A 24,176-nucleotide genomic window follows, 5' to 3' on the forward strand; every position below is an offset into this window, starting at 1 on the left:
ACGTAAGAGCCCGGCCAGGCGGCAAAGCTGTCCGGCCGGGCTTTTAAAAAACAGGAGGAAACAAGATGAAAAGGAAAAGAAACTGGTTTGAGAAAATCGCAGCGATGGTTTTATCGCTGGTGATGATTTTCTCACTGATGCCGGTATCGGAAGTAAACGCAGCAGTTTCTTCTGACAACGGCGACGGGACGTTTTCCAATCCGGTGATTTATTCAGACGTACCGGATCTGGACGCGATCCGCGTGGGAGACGCCTATTATATGATAAGCACCACCATGCATTTATCTCCGGGCTGCCCGGTCATGAAATCCACAGACCTGGTCAACTGGGAGATTGTAAATTATGTTTATGACACGCTGGGAGACAGCGATGAGTTAGCCTTAAGAAACGGACAGGAAAGCTACGGAAACGGTTCCTGGGCTGCCAGCATCCGGTATTTTAAGGAGAAATTCTATGTCACCTTCGGATGTATGACCACAGGGAAAACTTATGTATATTCTACTTCAGATATCGAGAACGGTCCCTGGCATAAATCTGAGTTTACCGGCTATCTCCATGATATTTCTCTGCTGACCACAGAAGATGAGATGTACGTGGTCTATGGAAGCGGGACAGCCAGATGCAGAAAACTGACGGAAGATGAAAACGGGGATATTACTTTCGGAGAAGAATTTACTCTGGTTGAGTACACAGCTCTTGATAACGACGGAAATCAGGTAAATGCTCCGGTAAGTTATATTTCAGAAGGAATTCATGCGTATAAAATCGGCGAGTACTATTATCTTTTCATGATTCAGTGGCCCACCGGGGGACGCAGACAGGAAGTCTGCTGGCGTTCAAAAACTCTGGACGGCAACGGCTGGGAAAGTAAGAAAGTATTTGATTCCGGTCTGGAATTCGACGGAATTATGGACGGCGCGGGAGTGGCCCAGGGCGGCGTCTTCCAGACTCCTGAGGGAGACTGGTATTCCCTGCTGTTCCAGGATCACGGTTCTGTGGGAAGAATCCCGGTTCTGGTTCCTGTAACCTGGGAAGACAACTGGCCAGTGTTCGGCAATGAAAACGGAGAAGCGGAAGTGACGATGGACATCCCCGGAGTCAGCACAGGGGAAAAAGGAATTGTAGTTTCCGATGAGTTTTATAACGGAGAAACCAGGAAAATTTATTCCGATACAGAAAGCACAGAACCTGTGGAAGAAGCGACGCTTGTAAAAGAAGCGCCGGCTCTCTTATCTGCGGCAGAAACCCTGGGCGGAGAAGTCTCTTATGTGGAACTTCTGGAAAACGGAGGTTTTGAAGAGGGAGATACCGGCTGGGAGTCCAAAGAGGGCGCTGTTCTGGAAGTAACACAGGACGAGGCAGCCGGCGGTGAAAGCAGCCTTCTGGTAACAGAGAGAGTGGGAACCGGTTCCGGGCCCAAACAGGATCTGACCGGAAAACTGGAAGCAGGCAAAACCTATCACCTCAGCGCGAAAGTAAAATATCTGGAGGGGCCGGATACGAGAGACTTTAATATTACCTTCCACTATGGAACGGATCAGTGGAGCGGTATGGAAATCGGGAAAGGAGCCACCATTACCAAAGGAGAATGGGGAACCATTGAAGGCACCTATACCGTACCGGAAGATGCAGATTTAACAGAATCCTATGTATTTGTAGAAACCACCTGGACAGCAGAACAGGATCCGGTCAATGATTTGATGGATTTTTACGTGGATGATATTTCTGTATCCTGTGAGGAGGACTATGGCCTGATTTTAAACGGAGGATTTGAGTCCGGGATGGATCCGTGGGAGGTTCGTAATTATAACGGAGCTGTGAATCTGGAAGTTACCCAGGAAGATGCGGCAGCCGGAACCAGCAGTCTGTTTGTCTCCGGAAAGGAAGACACCACCTGCGGACCCATGCAGGATCTGACCGGGAAGCTGGAGGCAGGAAAGACCTATTACCTCAGCGCGAAAGTGAAATATCTGGACGGCCCGGAGAAACGGGATTTCAATATTACCTTCCAGTATGGAACCAATAAATGGAGCGGAACAGATATTGGAAAAGGCGCTTCCATAACCAAAGGGGAATGGGGAACCATTGAAGGTACCTATACCGTACCGGAAGACGCCGACCTTTCCAAAGTCACGGTATTTGTGGAAACCACCTGGACTTCCCAGCAGGATCCTTTCAATGACTTAATGGATTACTATCTGGACGAAGTATCTGTGAAAGAAGTAGCAGACCAGGAGGTGCCGGAAGAGACAGAACAGGGAGAAAATGATTATAATGGCTCCAACCTGAATCTGGCATGGCAGTGGAATCATAATCCCAACAATAATAACTGGTCTTTAACAGCACGAAGCGGCTATCTGCGGCTGACCACAGGAAATACAGTGGATAATATCCAGGAAGCCCGCAACACACTGACCCAGAGAACCTATGGTCCTACCTGTTCCGGAAATGTAGCTTTAGAAGTACATGATATGAAAAACGGAGATGTGGCAGGTCTGGCCGCCTTCCAGCTTCATTACGGATTCGTAGGTGTGAAGATGGAGAACAACCAGAAGTATCTGGTAATGGTAAAAACAGAGACAGATGACAATCCTGACGGAGATGAAATCGAGAGAGTGGAACTCAATCAGGATCGTGTTTATCTGAGAGTGGATTTTGATTACCGTCAGAGAACAGACAAAGCTGCTTTCTATTATAGTTTAGACGGCGAAGAATGGATTCAGATTGGCGATACTCTGCAGATGGCTTATACAATTCCGCACTTTATGGGATACCGGTTCGGACTTTTTAATTACGCCACAGAAACCAAGGGCGGATACGTAGACTTTGATTACTTCCATGTGGAAGATGACGGAAGTCATAATACAGGAAGTGAAACAGAAACCCTGAGCGTTTCCCTTGAAAATTTAAACGACGTCCCCGGCATTGCCAACACAGAGATTGAGCTTCCCATTACCATGGATGCCCTTCCGGAAGGCAGCTATGAAAAACTGGAAATGTCCGTAAATATACCGGAAGAATTCCAGGTATCCGATGTGAAGTTTAAGAAAGAAAATGTTTCAGGAACGGCCGCCTATTCTTATACCAACGGCCAGCTGCTCCTTTCCGTAACAGGAGAAGATACAGACTTTAAGCATAACGACGGTGAACTTTTTGCCACGGTAATTCTTAAAGTCAGCAAATATCTCACAGAAGATGTACAGACTTCTGCAAGAGTGGATTACGTAAAAGTAACAGGAGACGAAGCCCACTATCAGGTAGGACAGGCTGTATCCAATATTTCCATGAAAGCCCTGGATACAGAGGCCGTGGCTAAGAAAGTGGGATACTCCAATCCGGTGATTGACTATGATTTCGGCGCCGATCCCTTTGCCATGGTTTATGACGGAAGAGTTTATCTTTACATGACGGCAGACGAATTCGAGTATAACGATCAGGGAGAAGTGATTGACAATACCTATGGAACCATTCAGGAAATACGGGTAGTCTCTTCTGCTGATATGGTTAACTGGACCGATCACGGAACCATTCATGTGGCAGGAGAAGAGGGAATTGCCAAATGGGCATCCCTGTCCTGGGCGCCTGCGGCTGCTTATAAGAAGATTAACGGCGAAGATAAATTCTTCCTGTACTTCTGCAACGGCGGCAGCGGAATCGGCGTTCTGGAAGGAGATTCTCCCATCGGTCCTTTCCGGGATCCAAACGGAAAAGTCTTAGTGGACGGTTCCGTACCGGGAGCCCAGGGGGTTGTATGGATGTTCGACCCGGCAGTCATGGTGGACGATGACGGAAGCGGTTACCTGGTATTTGGAGGAGGTATTCCGGCAGGGCAGGATCTGAACCCAAAGACGGCCAGAATTATTAAACTGGGCGACGATATGACCAGTGTAGAGGGCGAGGCCCAGATGATTGACGCCCCGTGTATGTTTGAAGACGGCGGTCTTCATAAGGCAAACGGAAAGTATTACTATACCTACTGCTCCAATTTCTCAGGAGATCATTCCTCTGTGGAAGGGTATCCGGGATATGGAAATATCTGCTACATGGTCAGCGATGATCCCATGGGTCCCTATGAATACAAAGGGGAAATTCTGCTGAACCCAAGCACCTATTTCGGCGTGGGCGGAAACAATCATCATGCAATTTTTACCTTTAACGGAAAGTCCTATATTACCTATCATGCCCAGACTCTGGGACAGGCGATGGGAATAGAGAAAGGATACCGTTCCACACACATTAATGAGGTATCCTATTACAGCAACGGCGACATCAAACAGATCCCGGCAGATCGTACAGGCGTCAGCCAGCTGACAGAATTAAATCCGTACGAAAGAGTTGAGGGAGAAACGGTGGCATGGCAGTCGGGAATTGATATGAAAGACTGCAGCGAACCGGGAGACGGCTATACAGAACCCAGGAACCGGGCGCTGACCAGTCTGCAGGACGGCGACTGGGTTGCGGCGGCAGGCATGGACTTCAGAACCGGCGGTGCGATCAGCTTTACTGCGGGAATTGCTTCTTATGACGGAGGAAGTATCACCCTGCATCTGGATTCTCCGGACGGCCCTGTGGCAGGAACTTTAGAAGTGCCAAAAGGAGACGGAACCTATCAGGAGTATACCTGTAATCTGGATACCCCGATTACAGATACCCACAGCATCTTCTTTACGTTCAGCGGAACCGGAGAATCAGAGAGTCTCATGGATATTGATTACTGGCAGTTTACAGAAGGAACCGCCGAAGTGAATAAAGACGGCCTGAAAGATGCCATTGAACGTGCCACAGCTGTAGACGTGGACAAATATACGGAAGACAGCGTGGCCAAAATGCAGGAAAAACTGGAAGCGGCCCTGACTGTTTTCGGAGATGACACTGCCACCCAGAAACAGGTAAACGATGCAGAAAAAGAGCTGGAAAAAGCCATAGATGGCCTGGAGTTAAAACCCCAGGAGACGGAATATGAAATTCTGAAAGGGGCAGACAGTACCTGGCAGAAAGAGACAGAGACAGAGACAGGGCTGGTTTATGAGTTAAGCCCCAATCTGGATAAATTCCAGAATATAACAGTTGATGAAATCGATGTGGATCCTTCCAATTATACAGCAGACAAAGAGGCGATGACCATTGAAGTAAGTCCTGAGTATCTGAATTCTCTGGAAATCGGACTTCATCTTATCAATTTCGTATTTGAAGACGGACAGGTAAGTGCGAAACTGACCATTGAGGAAGCTCCTGTGGATGAAGAAGCGATTTTCCAGGAGACCATGACAGAAGTTACCGCCTCCGTAGATGAAAACAATCAGGTAGTGATTCAGTGGCAGCCGGTGGAAAATGCGAAGAGCTACGGTATTTACCGAAGAGCGGCAGACGGCAGCTCTTTTGAGGGAATCGCCGTGGCCTCTCAGAAAGAACTTACTTATGTGGACAAAGAGGTAGTGGAAGGGGAGACCTATTACTATACGGTAAAAGCCTTCTGGGAAGAAGAGGCTCAGGGAATTACGAGCCGCTATCCGGTCAATGTCCATGTAACAATTCCAAATACCACCAAAGAACAGCAGGAAGCATTTAAACAGGTAATGCCCAGTGTAACTGCAAAAACAGATGACGGCAGTGTTGTGGTAGAATGGGAAGAGATTGAACATGCAGCCAGCTACCGGATTTACCGGAAAGAAGCAGGAGGAAGCTTCAGCGGACTGGCCAATGTAAAAGCAGGAGTTACCACTTATACGGATACCACTGCCCAGGAAGGAAAAACCTATTACTATACCGTAAAAGGTTTCTGGGAGGAAGATGCCAAAGGCGTTGCTACCCGGTACCCCTCCGATGTAAAAATCCAGGTTCCGGTAAGCTCTCTGGCAACTCCGTCCGTGAAAACCCGATCCGTCAACTACTGTACGGTGGAAGTGACCTGGAATAAGATCGCGGGCGCTGACAAATACGTGATTTACCGCAAAGAAGCAAAAGCAGGAACCGCCTTTAGATCCATCGGAACTGTAAACGGAGGCACTCTGCAGTACCGGGACGGAAATGCAGAGATGGGCGTGAACTACTACTACACAGTAAAAGCTTATGCAGGAAGCATCTACAGCGACTACCAGAAGACAGTGACAGGAATGGCGGTACCGTCCTCACCGGCCTTAAGCGCATCCAGCAGCAGTAAGGGCGTGACCATTACCTGGACGGGATCCAAGGCAGGGGCAAATAAATTTGCAGACGGCTACCGGATCTTCCGAAAGACAGTAAACGGAAGCTGGAAGACGGTGGGAACCGTAGGAGCGAACACCAGAAGCTTTACCGACACCACCGGAGCCAAGGGCACCACTTATGTGTATACCGTTCGTGCTTATGTAAAACAGAGCAATGGAACCAATCTGTGGGGAACCTACAACACCACAGGGGTAACCGGAGTGAAAAAGTAAAAAGAAAACGCGGAAAACCCGCCTGAATTGCCAAGGCTCCCGTACCGGTTTTATGACCGGGATGGGAGCCTTAAAATTTGGGGGAATGTAATTGATTGTGATTTTTGAACAGATATACCTAAAAAAAACAAACTTGTATGGTAAAAAAACAACTTTTTTCAGAAGGGATTCAAAATCAAATAAAAAAACAAACAAAGTTCAAAAGAAATTTAAATAAATGCTTGTAAAAATCTGATAAACTATTCATAACGAAAAATAGCAAGTTGGAAGGAGGAACTGAGTTGAAAAGGAAAAATTTAATTTCCAAGTCATTGGTATGGCTTTTAACAGCTACCATGGCAGTCTCCGGACCGGCCGCTTCGGTTGGGGCTTCTGTTCTGGAAGAAGATTCAGGAGACAGTATGATTCTCAGCCAGGAACTGGAAGAAATGGACGAATTCCTGGAAGAAGAGTCAGAAGAACTGATGGAAGAAGAGGACGGATCCGACGATGAGATTCAGGATGAAGAAGACGGAATTGCCCCCAATTCCCTGGAAGAAGAGCAGGAAGTGCTGCATCTTTCTTTTGAGGGAACCATGGAGGACAGTTCGCCGACAGGCAATCAGGTAAGCGCAGCAGGAACGGAAACCTATACAGACGGTCTTAAAAAAGGGGAACAGGCATTTTTATTTGACGGAACGACCTATCTGAATCTGGGAACTTCCCCGGAACTGAATCCCTCCAGTCTGACCGTATCTTTCTGGGTGAATCCGGAAGAGACCATGAGCGGAGAACAGATCTTCTTCTGGAACAAAGAGGAATACAATACAGACGGATGGTATCTGGCTTCTGAAAGCGATACGGCTCCGTTAGCCTTATCTGTGGGATCTGCAGACGGACAGCCCTATAAAGTCAGTGTCCGTACAGACAGGGATACGTTTTTCCCGGCCGGAGAATGGACGCAGGTGACGGTTACCTTTGACGCTGAAAGCAAGGATGTGAAGATTTACCGTAACGGAGAAGAGCAGGAAACCCATATTGATTATGCCATCGGACAGGGCGGCGCCGACGGTGTGATTGATTCCGATAATACCATGCAGAAAGCCATCGGATACAACGGACCAAAATACAATGGTTCTTTCATGAAAAATATAGCTATGGATGAAGTATCCATCAGCAATTATGCCAAAGATGCAGAAACGATTCAGGCTGATTACGACGCACAGAAACCGGCGGCCTATGAGCAGCAGCAGATCCATCTCTCTTTCGAGGGAAATTTGGAAGACAGCTCCAGTGGAGGACATACAGTAACTGCCAATGGAACAGAGAACTATACCGAGGGGGCCAAAGAAGGAACCCAGGCCTTCCAGTTTGATGGAAAGACGTATCTGGATCTGGGAACTTCTCCGGAACTGAATCCCTCCAGCCTGACCACAGCTTTCTGGGTGAAACCGGAGACAACCATGTCAGGAGAACAGATCTTCGTCTGGAATAAAGAGGAGTGGTATACAGACGGCTGGTATATCAGTTCGGAAAATAACAATACTCCGGTAGCAATTTCCATCGGCTCATCAGATTCAGGAAAACAGCCCTATAAAGTGTCCGTGAAATCTGACAGAAGCAAATTCTTCCCGGCAGGGGAATGGACCCACGTGGCTGTCACCTTTGATGAAGAGACAAAAGAAGTAAAAATCTACAGAAACGGAAAAGAGCAGGAAACCAATATAGACTATGCCATCGGAAATAACGGGGCAGACGGCGTGATTGATCCGGACAACACCATGCAGAAAGCATTGGGATATAACGGACCAAAATATAACGGTGGTTATGCTTCCGTGGCGATGGACGAATTCTTAATTACAGATGCTCCTATGACCCAGGAAGAAATCATTGGGGTATATGAGGAATGCCGGGAATTTACCACAGAGGATGACTTAATCGCAGACTACGAAGCTTTAAGTCTCCCGTCTACGGTTGCAGCGGATATGATGCTTCCGGAAAAAGGGGAAAACGGCAGCGCCATTGCCTGGGAATCTTCCAACGAAGAAGTTATCACCTCTGAGGGAAAGGTTACCGTTCCGGAAGAGGGCAGCGTGGAAGTGACTTTAAAGGCAACCCTTTCATTAAATGAAGAGACAAAAGAAAAAGAATTTATTGTTACGGTACAGAAACCGATTTTAGAGGAAGTGGATACCCAGTTTGTAACTGTATCCGACGACTATCAGGTAAACGCTCTGGAAAAAGAGAACGAATACCTCCTTTCCATGAGTTCCGAAAAATTCCTGTATGAATTTTACATTGTTGCAGGTCTGGATCCGGCCACAGACAGCGGTTACGGCGGATGGGAAGCTTCCACCGGCAGCAACTTCAGAGGCCATTTCTTCGGACACTATATGTCTGCGCTCTCTCAGTCTTATGTGACCACAAGAGACGAAGCCACAAAAGAAGCCCTGCTGGAGCAGATCGTGGCAGCGGTAGAAGGTCTGAAGAAATGTCAGGATGCCTATGGAGAGGCTCATCCTTCCAGCCGAGGTTATATTTCCGCATTTAAAGAGAATCGTTTAGACGCGGTAGAAGGAACCGGATCCACCGATCAGGGAAATGTATTGGTTCCTTATTACAACCTGCATAAGGTACTGGCAGGACTGATTGACATTGCCAGAAACGTACAGGGAGATGTGGGAGAAGAGGCTCTGTCAGTAGCCTGCAATTTCGGAGAATATCTGTATAACCGCAGCCAGACCTGGAGCGATTCTACCAAGAATACGGTTCTGAATATTGAGTACGGCGGAATGAACGAAGCATTGTACAATCTGTTCTATATGACCGGGAACGAGCATTTTGAAGCGGTAGCAGAATGTTTTGATGAAACTGCCTTATTCGATCAGCTTGCCGCAGGAAACGACGTACTGCCCAATAAACATGCCAATACCACCATCCCGAAATTTATCGGAGCTTTAAAACGGTATCAGGTGATGGACGCCAGAGGAGAAGTGACAGAGAAAGAAGAACACTATCTTCAGGCCGCAGTTAACTTCTGGGATATTGTAATTGAACACCATACATACATCACCGGAGGAAACAGTGAGAGCGAACACTTCCGTGCAGAGGATACCCTGGGTGAACATGCCAATAACAGAAACTGTGAAACCTGTAATACTTATAACATGCTGAAACTATCCCGCGCCCTGTTCCAGGTAACCGGAGATAAGAAATACATGGATTATTATGAAAATACATATATCAATGCAATCTTATCTTCTCAGAATCCGGAAACAGGTATGAGCATGTACTTCCAGCCTATGGCGCCGGGATACTACAAACTTTACAGCACCCCATATGACAGCTTCTGGTGCTGCACTGGTACCGGCGTAGAGAACTTTACGAAGCTGGGCGATACCATTTATCTGAGAGAAGAAGGAAGACTTTATGTCAACATGTTCTTCAGCAGCAATTATGATGACGGAAGCATCAGTCTTTCTCAGGAAGCCAATATGCCAAATGAAGACGTGGTGAAATTTACCGTAAACCAGACAGACGGCAGCGTGATTTATGTGCGTCAGCCAGACTGGCTGGCAGCAGACGCCACCATCAAAGTCAACGGAGCAGTAAAAGAGATTTCAGCGGAAAACGGATATTTCCCCATCGAAGCTTCAGCAGGAGATGAAATCGAAATTACCATGCCCATGGAAGTTACCTATGTGGCAATGCCGGATAAGCCCAATATGATCGCCTTTAAGTATGGTCCTATGGTGCTTAGCACAGGCCTCGGCACAAAGGACATGGACAAACAGGAAGGCGCCGGAATCATTGTTTACGCACCGGTTCTTGACCGTACGGCTGTTACTACGATTAATCTGAAGGATGAGACTGTAGAAGAATGGAAAGCCAATCTGAAAGAGAATCTGGTTCGGATTGAAGACAGCGAAGACGGACAGGTACAGTTTAAACTGCAGGGAACGGATCAGGATGACAATCTGATTTATACCCCTCATTATCTGCGTTATAATGAGAGATACGGTCTGTATATGAATTTTGCAGAACCGGATTCTGCAGAACTGCAGGCGCAGATCCTGGAGAATAAGGTGGCTTTAAGAGAGCAGGAATCCAGTTCTGCTTACCTGGATAACTTCGACAATAACAATTATGAAATGGCTCAGAACCTTCAGGCGTCTGACAATTCCGGTGTGGGAACCTACGGCGGCCGTCAGTACCGCCATGCCGAAGCAGGCGGCTGGTTCAGCTATCAGATGAAGGTGGATCCGGAAGCAGAGAAAAATTATCTGTCTGTTACTTATACAAAGGCAGATAACGGAAGAAGCTTCGACATTTACTTAAACGGAGAAAAATTTGTGACAGAGCGTCTGAATTCTTCCGGGCAGGAGGTCACCAGTGATGGTTTCTATACGATCCGCAGAGAAATTCCGGCGAAGTATCTGACGGAAGATCAACTGACTGAGGATGGCAGAATTACCATCAAATTCCAGTCCACCGGCGGTCTTGTAGGCGGTCTCTACGGAATCAGCATTAATACAGACTACGATACCAATCCGAACCTGAAAGATCTGACTTTCTCCGCAGGCGAATGGGATCAGCCTTTCGATCCGGAAGTGAAAGAATATACCATAACGGTTCCAAAGGATACCGAGTCTGTGAAAATGAAAGCAACACCGGTTAAAGACAGCGGACTGGTTTATGTAGGAGACATTCTGATTGACGATACACAGTTAAGAACGATTGTCCTTGGGGAAGAATCAACTGATGTGGTCTTAAATACAAAGGCGCAGGATCATGAGACGGCAGCTTCTTACACCATCCATATTGTAAAAGGAGAGGAAGAAGAAGTCGATACGGAACAGGAAGAATTCCAGAATACCACTACCCAAGTAACGGCTTCTGTCTATAATGAAAGCCAGGTACTGGTAGAATGGGAACCGGTCAAGAACGCACAGAGTTACGGCGTATACCGGAAAGCAGAAGGGGAAGAGGAATATCAGCAGATTGCAGTTCTCGGAAAAGATGTGCTCTCCTATGTGGATAAAGAGACGGAACCGGAGAAGACGTATTCCTACACAGTCAAAGGATTCTGGGAAGCAGACGGACAGGGAATCAGCACCAAATATCCCACGGACGTACAGGTAACCCTTCCGGCAGATGCGGAACAGCTTCAGAAAGACTTCCAGGAAGTAATGCCGGAAGTAACGGCTGCGGTTCAGGAAGACGGAACGGTCTCCGTTGACTGGGAATCCATTGATAATGCAAAGAGCTACCGGATTTACCGGAAGACAGAAGGCGGAAGCTTTAAAGGAATTGCCACCACAGATGCCGATACCACTTCTTACGTGGATCGTACGGCTCAGGCCGGAGTGACTTACTATTATACCGTGAAAGGTTACTGGGAGGCAGAAGCCCAGGGAGTCTGCACCAAATATCCCACGGACGTAAAAGTTTCCCTGCCGCTGACCGAAGAAGAATTTGCTACCTTAATGCCATCAGTGACTGCTGCTGTAAACGAAGATCAGAGCGTAACAGTAAACTGGAAAGAAATCACAGGGGCAAAGAGCTACCGGATTTACCGGAAAGAAGCAGGCGGAAGCTTCACGGGACTGGCAAACGCAGAAGCAGGAACCACCTCCTATGTGGACAAAACAGCCAAACCGGGAACTACCTATTTCTATACCGTGAAAGGGTTCTGGGAAGCAGATGCAAAGGGAACCGCCACCAAATATCCTTCTGACGTACAGGTTAAGATTCCAGCAGACAGTCTGGAAACCCCGGTGGTAAGCACCCGTTCCCTGAACTACTGCACCGTGGAAGTAAGCTGGGATAAGGTTGCCGGAGCAGATAAATATGTGATTTACCGGAAAGAAGCAAAGGCCGGAACGTCCTTTAAGTCTATCGGAACTGTCAGTGCATCCGTTCTGAGCTTCCGTGACGGAAATGCGAAAATGGGCGTGAGCTACTATTATACAGTAAAAGCTTATGCAGGAAGTCAGTACAGTGATTACCAGAAGAACGCCACAGGAATGGCTGTGCCGTCTTCTCCGTCCTTAAGCGCATCCGGAAACAGCAGGGGCGTAACCATTACCTGGACCGGATCCAAAGCAGGAGCCAACACCTTTGCAGACGGTTACCGGGTATTCAGAAAGACAGCAGGCGGAAGCTGGAAAACCATAGGAACTGTAGGAGCAAACACCAGAAGCTTTACCGATACTACAGGAACGAAGGGAACCACCTACTACTATACTGTACGGGCATATGTAAAACAGAGCAATGGAACAAACCTCTGGGGTACTTATAATGCAGCAGGAGTAAAAGGCGTAAAGAAATAAGCAATAGAGAAAAAGGAGTCCAAAAGTCATAAAAAAGACTTTTGGGCTCCTTTTAGTTATAGAAGAAAAATATCAGGAAAACAGGGCCGGATTTGTAAAATTATTCGGAAAAATAAAAAAGAGATGGAGAAGACAGAGGATTTATCGTATAATAATGACAACAGTGAAATAAGATTACAAATAAAGGAGGTAAAAATGAGAAAAAAGAAAAAATATACAAGAGTTCTGGCCTGTTTTCTGGCGGCGGTTATGACGGCAGCCAGTTTCCCTGTTTCTGCCTGGGGAACTGTACTGGAAGAAAGTCCGCCTCTGGAAGAGGAGCTGCTGAATCAGGAAGAGATGCTTCTGCAGGAGGAAGATGAGCCGGAAGGAGAACTGCTGGAAGATCCTTCGGCAGATTCCGGAGAAACCAATGGGGGAATACAGCCCTTATCCGATGAGGATCTGCCCGAGGAGAATGTGCTTCAGGTAGACGGAGTGGATGCATTTACCGTAAACTCCGGCGAGGGCTGGTCTTATGACGCAGACGCAGGCATTCTGTATCTGGACGGCTATGACGGCGGCCGGATTGTAACCAGATGTGATTTGATTGTGGAACTGGCGGCAGGCAGTTACAATAAGATAACCGTGGATTCCGGCACCGGCCTTGGAAACGGAATCAGTTTCGGAGAGAATTATACACTGGACATCCGCGGAGCAGAAGGGGGAGAAAAGCCCACATTAGAAGTTAACGGAACTTCCCATGCCATTCAGGCGGTGGGAAGCATGAGCCTGAAAAACTTAAATATTATCGCCTCAAACGAAGCGGAAGACGGCATGGATGGAAGCTGCGGAACCATTTTTTCCGAGTATAATCTGACAGTAGAAAACTGTTCTCTGGATTTAACATCCAATGGAGCCGCTCTGACCTGCTTTGACGCCCTGACTGTTACAAACAGTAATGTTGTTATTGACGCCGATGTGGTGGGGATTCATGCCAATAACAGGAATCTGACGATTTCAGATACTTACCTGGAAGTCAGCGCAAAAGCTTCCGCAGCCCTTCAGAGCCGGTTCGGAGGGGTATATCTGACCAACTGTACCGGAACATTAACCGCTGACCAGGTGGCAGTCAGTACCCAGAATCTGGATAAAAAATATATCACCCAGATGACCGGCTGTGAATTAACCATTACGGCTCCCTATGGAGTGCTATCCTATGGAGATGTAAAGGTGAGCGGAGGTGAGCTGGAATTTAAAGGCAATCTCATTGGAATCTGGGCCTATACGGCAGATGCCGGACAGTATACCGGAGATATTTATATCAGCGATAGGGCGTGGGTGATGAGCGATACGGTTAAGTACATATGTCAGGCCTCCGGCAGTTTCAACTGGGACTCCAGTTCTTTTATCAGAGGAGTTGTTTTTACAGAGAAGACGCTCTATATGCACGGAAATTTCCAGACGCAATATGACTATGTACTAAACGCCGGACAGAATCTGGAAGTGGTAGGCGGAGCGGACGTCGTTATTTCAGGTGGAAAAACTCTGGATACTTCTGCCGGCGGAACTTTTGTGAATAATGGAATTCTTACAAACCAGGGAACCGTACGTTATAACGGAGCCAGCACAGAAAATAATATCTGGATTGACAATCAGGGAGACATGATAGCTGCAGATCAGAATCCTTTGACAAACAATAATCGGGTTTCCAGTATCTGTACAAAGTTATTTGCAGTTATCGGAAATGAAATTGAGGTCCAGCATGATTGGAATCAGGGAGAGGTAACCAAGCCGCCTACCATTTATGAAGACGGGGTGAAAACCTTTACCTGTCAGTATGACAACAGTCATACCTATACAGAACCCATAGCGAAACTGGTGAAGGCAGATTATACCGGCGTGGAAAAAGTGATAGAGGAAGCCGGGAAGCTGAATCCTGAGAATTATGAGGATTTCTCAGAGGTAACGAAAGCCATAGAATCCGTACAGTGGGATCTGGATGAAAGCCGTCAGTCGGAGGTAGACGCCATGGCAGCGGCAATTCAGAATGCCCTGGACGCTCTGGTGGAACTGCCGGATCTGGCGGAAGTGACCGGCCCGGGAATGGACAGCCAGGTATTTAAGTCTCTGGAAAAAGCTCTGAAAGCCATTGAAGAACAGGAGGAAAAAGGAACCTACATCCTTACCCTTCTGGCCGATCAGGAATGGAACGTCCAGGGAGAAGCAGCTCTCCCTGCAAAGGGACTGGTTCTGGATGGCGGCGGCAGGAGCCTGAAAGCGGGAGAAGGACTTCAGACCATTGCCGCAGCGGAAAGCCTTACCCTGAAAAATGTGAAACTGGAGATGGGAGGCACGGATCTGGTCATCCGGGCAGAAGCCAGCAAGAAGAAAATTACCATCGAAGACAGCGTGACAGGAACTTTAAAAGGCTTAAGGGATGAGACGAATCCTCAGCGTTCTTTCTATGTGGATTTCGTAATTTACGGACAGAACCTGGAAATCGGAAGTATCACAGGAGTCAGAAATTATCTGAATAATAAAGTGACCGATCTGTTCCTGTATAACTGGGGCAGCAAGGACGAACCGGTGAATATGACCGCAGAAGGTATTACCGATCTGGCAGGTTGTGAGATTGACAACAGTTATCTGCTTTTAACAGGGGACTGCAGCAGTCTGGGATACCTGAGAAATGAAAGTCCGGAGGGAATCATTGAGATTTATGTGTCAGGAGAGACTCTGATTGACGGATTCAGTATGCAGGGAGCCAAAAATCTGAACGTAAGCCTGAAAGAAGGGGCGAAACTGACAGTAAGTGAAAACGTATGGGGAACCATTCCTCTCTCTCTGGAGAAACCAGTCCCAGGAGAAGTGGTGGTCCATGCGGAAAAAGGAAAAGCAGATTCCTTCACGTGGGAAGGTGACTCTGTTTATGAACTGGGATACCGGGAGAATGGAGACTATTTTGTCAAAGAGATTATGACAGAAGAGAAGTTCTCTCAGGAGATGCCGGTGGTGACAGCCACTGTTTTAGAAGATCGAAGCGTAAACGTCAGTTGGGAGCCGGTGGAGAAAGCCGCCAGTTACCGGGTATACAGGAAAGAAGCAGGAGGCAGCTTTAAAGGACTGGAAACCGTAAGCGGGGCTCAGAGTTCCTATGTGGATAAAACAGCCGAACCGGGGGCAACTTACTATTATACGGTGAAGGGCTTCTGGGAAGAAGACGCGAAAGGAAGCTGCACCCAATATCCTACAGACGTACAGGTAACGATTCCGTATACAGAATCCGAATTTGCCGGTGTGATGCCGGTGGTATCTGCAGAGGATAAAGAAGATGAAACCATAGAAGTAACCTGGGAGAAGATTGCGGGAGCGAAAAGCTACCGAATCTACCGGAAAGAGGCAGGAGGCAGCTTTACAGGTCTGAAAACGGTGGATGCACAACAGACCGCCTATGTGGATTCTGCTGTGAAACCGGGAGTTACCTACTATTATACAGTGAAAGGCTTCTGGGAAGAAAATGCGGCGGGAACCGCTACCTTATATCCCACAGATGTAACGGCGAAGGTTCCGGTGAAAGCCCTGGGACTTCCTCTGGTGGAAACACGTTCTGTCAATTACTGTACCGTGGAAGTATCCTGGAGTTCCGTAACAGGTGCAGAAAAATATGTGATTTACCGGAAAGAAGCAAATGGCAGCACTGCTTTTGCCTCCATTGGAACGGTTGACGGAAAAACCTTGAAATTCCGGGACGGAAATGCGAAAATGGGAGTGGCATATTACTATACGGTAAAAGCTTATGCAGGAACGGTTGCCAGCGACTACCAGAGAACCGTTATGGGAATGGCGGTACCGTCTGCGCCATCTGTAAAAGCCTCTTCCTCCGGCCAGGGAGTTACCGTTACCTGGACCGGATCCAAAGCAGGAGCCAATACCTTTGCCGACGGCTACCGGGTATTCAGAAAGACGGCAGGAGGAAGCTGGAAGACCATAGCAACTGTGGGAGCCGGAACCAGAAGTTATACGGATACCACAGGAACCAGGGGAACCACTTACTATTACACAGTAAGAGCTTATGTAAAACAGAGCAGCGGAACGAACCTGTGGGGTACCTACGATACAGCAGGGGCATCCGGCGCAAAGAAATAAGAAAACGAAGGAGTGACCAGAGATTTTATGGCGTATGATGCGGAGAACAAAATCGAAGAGACAGTAATATTAATCGGAGTGCAGCAGGAGGACTCCCTGAGAACCGAGGAATCTCTGGAGGAACTGGGTGAGCTGGCACGGACAGCAGGAGCAAAAGTGTGTGCCGGCGTCATCCAGAAACGGGAAAGTGTCCATCCGGGCACGTATATCGGAAAAGGCAAGATAGAAGAAGTCCGGGAATTACTGCAGATTCTGGATGCCAACGGCGTGATCTGTGATGATGAACTCTCCCCGGCCCAGATGAAAAATCTCCAGGAGGAGCTGGAATGTAAAGTCATGGACAGGACACTTCTGATTCTGGATATTTTTGCAGGAAGAGCCAGAACCAGGGAAGGAAAGATTCAGGTAGAACTGGCTCAGTTAAAGTACCGTTCCGCCCGTCTGGCAGGTCTCGGAACCTCTCTGTCCCGTCTGGGCGGAGGAATCGGAACCAGGGGTCCCGGTGAGAAGAAGCTGGAAATGGACAGACGTCTGATCCGGGCACGAATCGGACAGTTAAGAAGAGAACTGGAAGAAGTGAAGCGTCACCGGGAAGTGATACGATCCAGGCGGAGCAGAAATAATCAGAAGATTGCCGCTTTGGTAGGCTACAGTTCCAGTGGGAAATCCACTACCCTGAATTATCTGACCGGGGCAGAGGTACTGGCCGATGAGATGCTGTTTTCTACCCTGGATACCACCACCCGGATTTTAAAACTGGATCAGAATCAGGAGATTTTATTAACCGATACGGTGGGATTTATCCGGAAACTGCCCCATCATCTGGTGGAGGCATTTCAGAGTACTCTGGAAGAAGCCCGTTATGCGGATATCATCATTCATGTGGCAGACGCCTCCAATCCCCAGATGGAAACCCAGATGGAGGTTGTCTATGAAACGCTGAAACAACTGCAGGTGGTCAACAAACCGGTGGTGACCATCTTTAATAAACAGGATAAGCTGGAGGAAAAGAAACATTTCCGGGATTTTCGCGCCGATTATTCCCTGGAGGTTTCCGCGAAGACAGGGGAAGGGATGGAAGAGCTGAAGGAAGTTCTGGGAGAAATCCTGCGGAAAGGCCGGATTTATCTGGAACATCTGTATCCCTACGAAAGCGCCGGGAAAATCCAGATTATCCGTAAATACGGGGAACTTCTGGAAGAAGAATATCAGGAAGACGGCATCCGCATTAAAGCCTATATTCCGGGAGAGTATTATGCGGCCGTAACCGAATCCTGATGATTCCGGACAATGACTGGAAATAAATGGAAAAGAATACCACATATTGTGAAAAGTAAAAATCAAACACAATATGTGGTATTTTTGCGTTGACGTATCTGCAGGGATTTGATACAATAAGTCTGCACGTATAAAGAAAAGAAAAGGGAGGCAGCAAAATGTTCCAGGTGGAAAAGAGAGACGGGGAAGTAGCCCAATTCGAAATGAAAAAGATTACAGCGGCAATTGAGAAGGCATTTCGTGCAAAAGAGAAAAATTACAGCAGCGATATGATGGAAATGCTGGGACTGCGGGTGACCGCTGACTTTCAGGATAAAATTACGGATAACCGGATTACAGTAGAGGACATTCAGGACAGTGTGGAAAATGTGCTGATCCAGTGCGGCTATGCAGATGTGGCAAAAGCCTATATTTTATACCGGAAACAGAGAGAGAAAGTCCGTAATATGAAATCCACCATTGTGGATTATAAGGAAATTGTAAACAGCTATGTGAAGGTGGAAGACTGGAGAGTAAAGGAAAATTCCACCGTTACCTATTCGGTGGGAGGTCTGATCTTAAGCAACTCCGGAGCCATTACGGCCAATTACTGGCTTTCGGAAATTTATGACAGTGAGATTGCAGAGGCTCACCGCAACGCCGATCTGCATATCCACGATTTGTCCATGCTTACAGGATACTGTGCAGGCTGGTCTTTAAAACAGCTTATCCAGGAAGGACTGGGGGGAATCGAAGGAAAAATCACTTCCTCTCCGGCCAGACATCTGAGCGTGTTATGCAACCAGATGGTAAACTTTTTGGGAATTATGCAGAATGAGTGGGCCGGAGCCCAGGCATTCTCCTCCTTCGATACGTATCTGGCTCCTTTCGTCAAGGCAGACAATCTGTCTTACCAGGAAGTGAAGAAATGTATTGAGTCCTTTATTTACGGAGTGAATACCCCCAGCCGCTGGGGAACCCAGGCGCCGTTTTCCAATATTACTCTGGACTGGACCGTTCCCAATGATCTGGCGGAACTTCCTGCCATTGTGGGCGGCAAAGAAATGGATTTTAAATACAAAGACTGTAAAAAAGAGATGGATATGGTCAACCGGGCGTTTATTGAGACAATGATTGAGGGAGACGCCAACGGACGGGGATTCCAGTATCCCATTCCAACCTATTCCATTACCAGGGATTTTGACTGGTCCGACAGTGAAAACAACAAACTGTTATTTGAGATGACAGCCAAATACGGAACGCCGTATTTCTCCAATTATATTAACAGCGATATGGAGCCCAGCGACATCCGCAGTATGTGCTGCCGTCTCCGCCTGGATCTGAGAGAATTGAGAAAGAAATCAGGAGGATTCTTCGGATCCGGAGAAAGTACCGGTTCTGTAGGCGTTGTAACCATTAATATGCCCAGAATCGCCTATCTTTCCAACACACCGGAAGAGTTCTACAGGCGTTTGGATCACATGATGGATATATCCGCCCGTTCCCTTCATATCAAGAGAGAAGTAATTACGAAACTTCTCAATGAAGGTCTGTATCCGTATACGAAGCGGTACCTGGGAAGCTTTGACAATCATTTTTCCACCATCGGTCTGATTGGCATGAATGAAGTGGGCTTAAACGCCAGATGGCTGAGATGTGATATGACCCATAAGAAGTGCCAGGAATTTACCAAAGATGTATTAAACCACATGCGGGAGAGACTTTCCGATTATCAGGAGATGTATGAAGGAGAGCTGTTTAACCTGGAAGCTACGCCGGCAGAGTCTACCACTTACCGTCTGGCCAAACATGATAAGAAACGCTGGCCGGAAATCATTACCGCCGGTAAAGAGGGCGATACGCCTTATTATACCAACAGCTCCCATCTTCCGGTGGATTATACGGCAGATATATTTGACGCGCTGGATATTCAGGACGATCTGCAGACCCTGTATACCTCGGGAACCGTATTCCACGGTTTTATCGGTGAGAAACTTCCGGACTGGAGGGCGGCTGCCTCCCTGGTTCGTAAGATTGCAGAGAATTACCGCCTGCCGTACTATACCATTTCTCCCACTTACTCCGTATGCAAAACCCACGGATATTTAAGCGGAGAGCATTTTACCTGTCCCCACTGCGGAAAGCCTGCAGAGGTTTACAGCCGGATTACCGGTTATTACCGTCCGGTTCAGAACTGGAACGACGGTAAAATACAGGAGTACAAAAACCGTACTCTCTATGATGTGGAGCATTCCCAGATAAAGAAGGTGGCGGCCAGCCGGGTGACCATTTCCCGGGAAGAGGTGAAAATCGAACCGGTTCCGTCCATGAAATATCTGTTTACCACCAGTACCTGCCCCAACTGCCGGATGGCAAAGCAGATGCTGCAGGGAGAAGAGTATGAGCTGATTGATGCAGAGGAAAACCCCGAGCTGGTGAAAAAATTCGGGGTGATGCAGGCGCCTACCTTAATTGTTATGGAAGACGGAAAACCGAAGAAGTATGTAAATGCATCTAATATCCAGCGATACGTGGAAGAAAAAGAGGATTAAACATACAGTTCCCATACTTCTTTTAAAGCCCGGCATGCAGAAGGAAAGTCTTCCAGAGGCATGGCGGAGCAGGAAAGAAGCAGGGTAATAAAATCCGAATCCTGAGAGAGCGTTTCTATCCGGATTCCATGTTCCCCGGCAAAGGCCGGGAAGTCAGAAGGGGACCCCTGGGGGTCCTCTTTTTTAGGAAGACTCAGGGCAATGCTGGTGCCTGCGGAACCGATCTGCAGAGGAACTTCTGTGCCGAAGGTATCGGTTACCGCCTCCAGAAGTCCCTTTAACTTCGCGCTGTAGAGGCGGCGCAGTCTGCGGGTCTGGGAGGCCAGATGGCCGTCCCGGATAAACTGAGTCAGGGCAATCTGCTCTGCCTTGGACGCCGTCTGGTTATAGTGGAAGGCCACTTTCTGATAGGCCCGGGAGAGGGGACGGGGCAGGATCATAAAGCTGATACGGATGGAAGGCAGCAAAAGCCGTGAGAAAGAGCCGATGTAAACCACATGCCGGCCCCCGTCCAGGCTGTGCAGGGAGGGAGTAGGTTTCTGCAGATAGACAAATTCATTTTCAAAATCGTCTTCCAGAATCAGACTGCCCTGTCTCTGGGCATGATGAATCAATTCCAACCGGCGGGAGACGGGCATAATTTCCCCCCATTTGGTCATATGGGCGGGGGTTACATAAATAAGATCACAGTTTTTATTCCGGTAAAAGACTTCAAAACCGTAATCCTGAAATACAGATATTCCCTGAAGGAAGGATCTGGTAGGAAAGGAAACGGTTTTTTTGGTGCGCAGAAGGGGACAGAGAATATGCAAAAGGCTCTGGACGCCGGCTCCCACCACAATATCTTCCGGTTCACAAAGAATGTTCCGCTGTTTCTTTACATAATCGGCCAGAGTTTCCCTGAAATCCCGTTCCCCCTGAGGTTCCCCGTAAGTTAAAAGCCGCTCGTCCTGGCGCAGGGCGCTTTTTAAATAGCGGCGCCAGAGATCGAAACGAAAGCTCTCCCGGTCTACCCCGGAGGAGGCGAAATCAAAGCGGACGGGAATCTGAGGCGCGCTGGCACGGGAGGGTGCAGATACGGGCCTCTGGGCAATCTCCGTAACGTAATAGCCGCTCTGAGGGCGGGAGATGATATAGCCGTCAGCGGCAAGCTGAAGGTAGGCGGATTCCACCGTAGTACGGCTTAATTCCAGTTCCTGGGCGCAGCGGCGCAGAGAGGGCATCTTCATTTCAGGCGGAAAGGAACCGTCCAGAATCCGCTTCTGATAATAGTGGTAAACCTGCATATAAAGATGTTCCGAGTCGGATGTAAGTTTTGGCATTTAAACTGTCCCCTTAAAATTTATTAATTTTGGATATTTTCACAAATCCACTTTAATGCTATTCTATCCGAAAAGAAAGAAAATAACAAGCAGAAATGACAGGAAGAGAAAAATGAAGAAAATTGCAGTAATTAATGATTTATCCGGATTGGGAAAATGTTCCCTCACGGCGGCCATTCCCGTTATCTCGGCCATGGGCGTGCAGGCCTGCCCCCTGCCTACGGCTATTTTGAGCAATCAGACAGGATTTGACAGCTACTACTGGGACGACTATACGGAGCGGATGGAAGCCTATACAAAGCAGTGGAAAAAGGCGGGTTTTCGTCCTGATGGGATTTATACAGGATTTCTGGGCAGCACCAGGCAGGTGGAAATTATATTGAAGTTTTATGAAAAGTTTGCAGGCCCTCAGACAAAACTGATTGTGGATCCGGTGATGGGGGATCACGGAAAAACCTATAAGACCTATACGGAATCTCTGGCAGAACAGATGCGGCGTCTGGCAGAGAAGGCCGATGTGATTACCCCCAATCTTACGGAGGCGCTTATCCTTCTGGAAGGATCCGAAGGAATGCGAAGCCTTTATGAAGATATGCAGATTATGGAGAGAGACGATTATTTCCGGGAAGTCCGGCAGGCGGCAGTTCGTCTGGCCCGTAAGTTCTCTCTGAAAGGACTGGTGATTACCGGAATCGTCACAGAAAAAGAGGGAAAAAGAGAAGTCCATAATCTGATTCTGGAAGGAGAGACATTTTCCCTGGTGTCTTCGCCTATGTACGGCGGCGGATATTCAGGAACCGGAGATCTGTTTGCCTCCGTTATCAGCGCAGGAACGGTCAAAGGCGAGAGCCTGGAGACCTGTGCCAAGAAAGCGGTGGCGTTTCTGAGGGAAGGAATCCAACAGGCAGTGGAGGAAGGGACGGATCCCAATGAGGGAATCTGTTTTGAACCTTATTTATATAAATTATGGAAGGAAAAGGAGGACTTAAAATGAAAACCAGCGAAATTTCCACAAGAGTAAGAGCATCAGAGAGAGAAGCGCTGACCATCCGGCGTCTGGCAGTCACCGGACTGATGGCGGCTTTGACTACCTTAATGACCGCTTATATTTTCCATATCCCCGTGGGGGGAAACGGCGGATATGTCCACATGGGCGACGCCATGATTTATATTGCAGCGGCTATTTTACCCATGCCTTATGCCATGGCGGCAGGAGCCATTGGCGGCGGTCTGGCGGATCTTCTCACCTCTCCGGTATGGGCTCCGGCCACAGTGATTATTAAAATGTTGATTGTACTGCCGTTTTCCAGTAAGGGAAACCGGATTGTAACCAGGAGAAATGTGATCGCGCTGTTTCTGGCTTTTCTGATTTCCGGTACCGGGTACTTCCTGGCAGAAGGGCTGATGTTTGGTTTCAAGACGGCTTTTCTTGTTTCTATTGCCGGAAGCGTGGTACAGTCGGGAGGAAGCGCCGTAGTATTTCTGATTTTCGGTCTGGCTTTGGATCGGTTATCTTTTAAAAACAAATTCAGTCTGAGAGACTGATAATAAGACGGAAAGGGAGAGAAATGATGTCAGATATTATTTACCGTTATAAAGACAATGTCTATTTAAATATTACCAATAAATGTCCGTGTCGGTGTACCTTCTGTATCCGGAATACGGAAGACGCCATAGGAGATGCAGAGAATCTCTGGCTGTCAAAAGAACCTTCTCTGGAAGAGATTTATCAGGCCATTGACGCCTATGATTTTACCGGATGTACAGGGGTTGTATTCTGCGGCTACGGAGAGCCGGTTATGGCGCTGGATAATTTGATTGCAGTTAGCCATTATATAAAAGAAAAATATGGATTTCATGTCAGAGTAAACACCAACGGACTGGGAGACTTGATTCATAAGCGTTCCATTGCAAAAGAACTTTGCGAGGCGGTGGACAGCATCTCTATCAGCATGAATACGCCGGACGCCAAATCTTATAACGAAGTGGTAAGACCTGCCTACGGAGAAAAATCTTTTGACGCCATGCTGAAGTTTGCACAGGACTGCCGGAAATACCTGGATGACGTGCGCTTTACCGTAGTCAGCGTTATTGGGGAAGAAGCCATTGAGAAATGCCGGAAACTGGCAGACTCTCTGGGAGTTCCCTTCCGGGTCCGCCAGTATTCCGAATAACATTTTTAAATAA

General features: G+C 47.8%; 9 protein-coding genes. 8 read left to right on the plus strand and 1 reads right to left on the minus strand.

Going from position 1 to position 24,176, the window contains the following annotated elements; all coding sequences use genetic code 11:
- Positions 1-65: 65 nt before the first annotated feature.
- The 5 genes from B5F53_RS02515 (at position 66) to B5F53_RS02535 (ending at position 20,667) form a co-directional block, all read left to right on the plus strand.
- On the plus strand, positions 66-6,419 hold the full coding sequence (locus B5F53_RS02515; protein ID WP_087219277.1) for a family 43 glycosylhydrolase: 6,354 nt from the start codon (positions 66-68) through the stop codon (positions 6,417-6,419).
- 281 nt (positions 6,420-6,700) lie between these two features.
- Positions 6,701-12,730 (plus strand): beta-L-arabinofuranosidase domain-containing protein, encoded by a 6,030-nt coding sequence (locus tag B5F53_RS02520; RefSeq protein ID WP_087219280.1) that lies wholly within the window; start codon positions 6,701-6,703, stop codon positions 12,728-12,730.
- A gap of 195 nt (positions 12,731-12,925) precedes the next feature.
- On the plus strand, positions 12,926-16,858 hold the full coding sequence (locus B5F53_RS02525) for a hypothetical protein (protein WP_087219284.1): 3,933 nt from the start codon (positions 12,926-12,928) through the stop codon (positions 16,856-16,858).
- Between the two features lie 27 nt (positions 16,859-16,885).
- Positions 16,886-18,136, plus strand: coding sequence for a GTPase HflX (hflX, locus tag B5F53_RS02530; protein ID WP_087219287.1), 1,251 nt, complete (start codon positions 16,886-16,888; stop codon positions 18,134-18,136).
- A gap of 158 nt (positions 18,137-18,294) precedes the next feature.
- Positions 18,295-20,667, plus strand: a complete 2,373-nt coding sequence (locus tag B5F53_RS02535; protein ID WP_087219289.1) for a ribonucleoside triphosphate reductase — start codon at positions 18,295-18,297, stop codon at positions 20,665-20,667.
- On the opposite strand, the gene pdxR is transcribed toward B5F53_RS02535, so the two are convergent.
- Entirely contained in the window at positions 20,664-21,989 is a 1,326-nt protein-coding gene (gene pdxR, locus B5F53_RS02540; RefSeq protein ID WP_087219292.1) for a MocR-like pyridoxine biosynthesis transcription factor PdxR, read from the minus strand. The two genes, B5F53_RS02535 and pdxR, sit on opposite strands and share 4 nt — an antisense overlap.
- 112 nt (positions 21,990-22,101) lie before the next feature.
- On the opposite strand from pdxR, the gene B5F53_RS02545 reads away from it, so the two are divergent.
- From B5F53_RS02545 to B5F53_RS02555, 3 genes are read left to right on the plus strand one after another with little or no spacing between them, the layout of a single operon-like run.
- Entirely contained in the window at positions 22,102-22,983 is an 882-nt protein-coding gene (locus B5F53_RS02545; protein ID WP_087219295.1) for a pyridoxamine kinase, read from the plus strand.
- Positions 22,980-23,534 carry a TIGR04002 family protein gene (locus B5F53_RS02550; RefSeq protein ID WP_087219298.1) on the plus strand — a complete coding sequence of 185 codons (555 nt, stop codon included), beginning with the start codon at positions 22,980-22,982 and terminating at the stop codon, positions 23,532-23,534. The genes B5F53_RS02545 and B5F53_RS02550 overlap by 4 nt, the downstream gene beginning before the upstream one ends.
- Positions 23,535-23,557: 23 nt before the next feature.
- The gene (locus B5F53_RS02555; RefSeq protein WP_087219301.1) at positions 23,558-24,163 is read left to right on the plus strand and encodes a TIGR04100 family radical SAM protein; all 606 of its coding nucleotides are present in this window, start codon (positions 23,558-23,560) and stop codon (positions 24,161-24,163) included.
- Positions 24,164-24,176 lie beyond the last annotated feature (13 nt).

The sequence above is a fragment of the Blautia sp. An249 genome (assembly GCF_002159835.1).
Taxonomy (GTDB): domain Bacteria; phylum Bacillota; class Clostridia; order Lachnospirales; family Lachnospiraceae; genus Blautia_A; species Blautia_A avistercoris.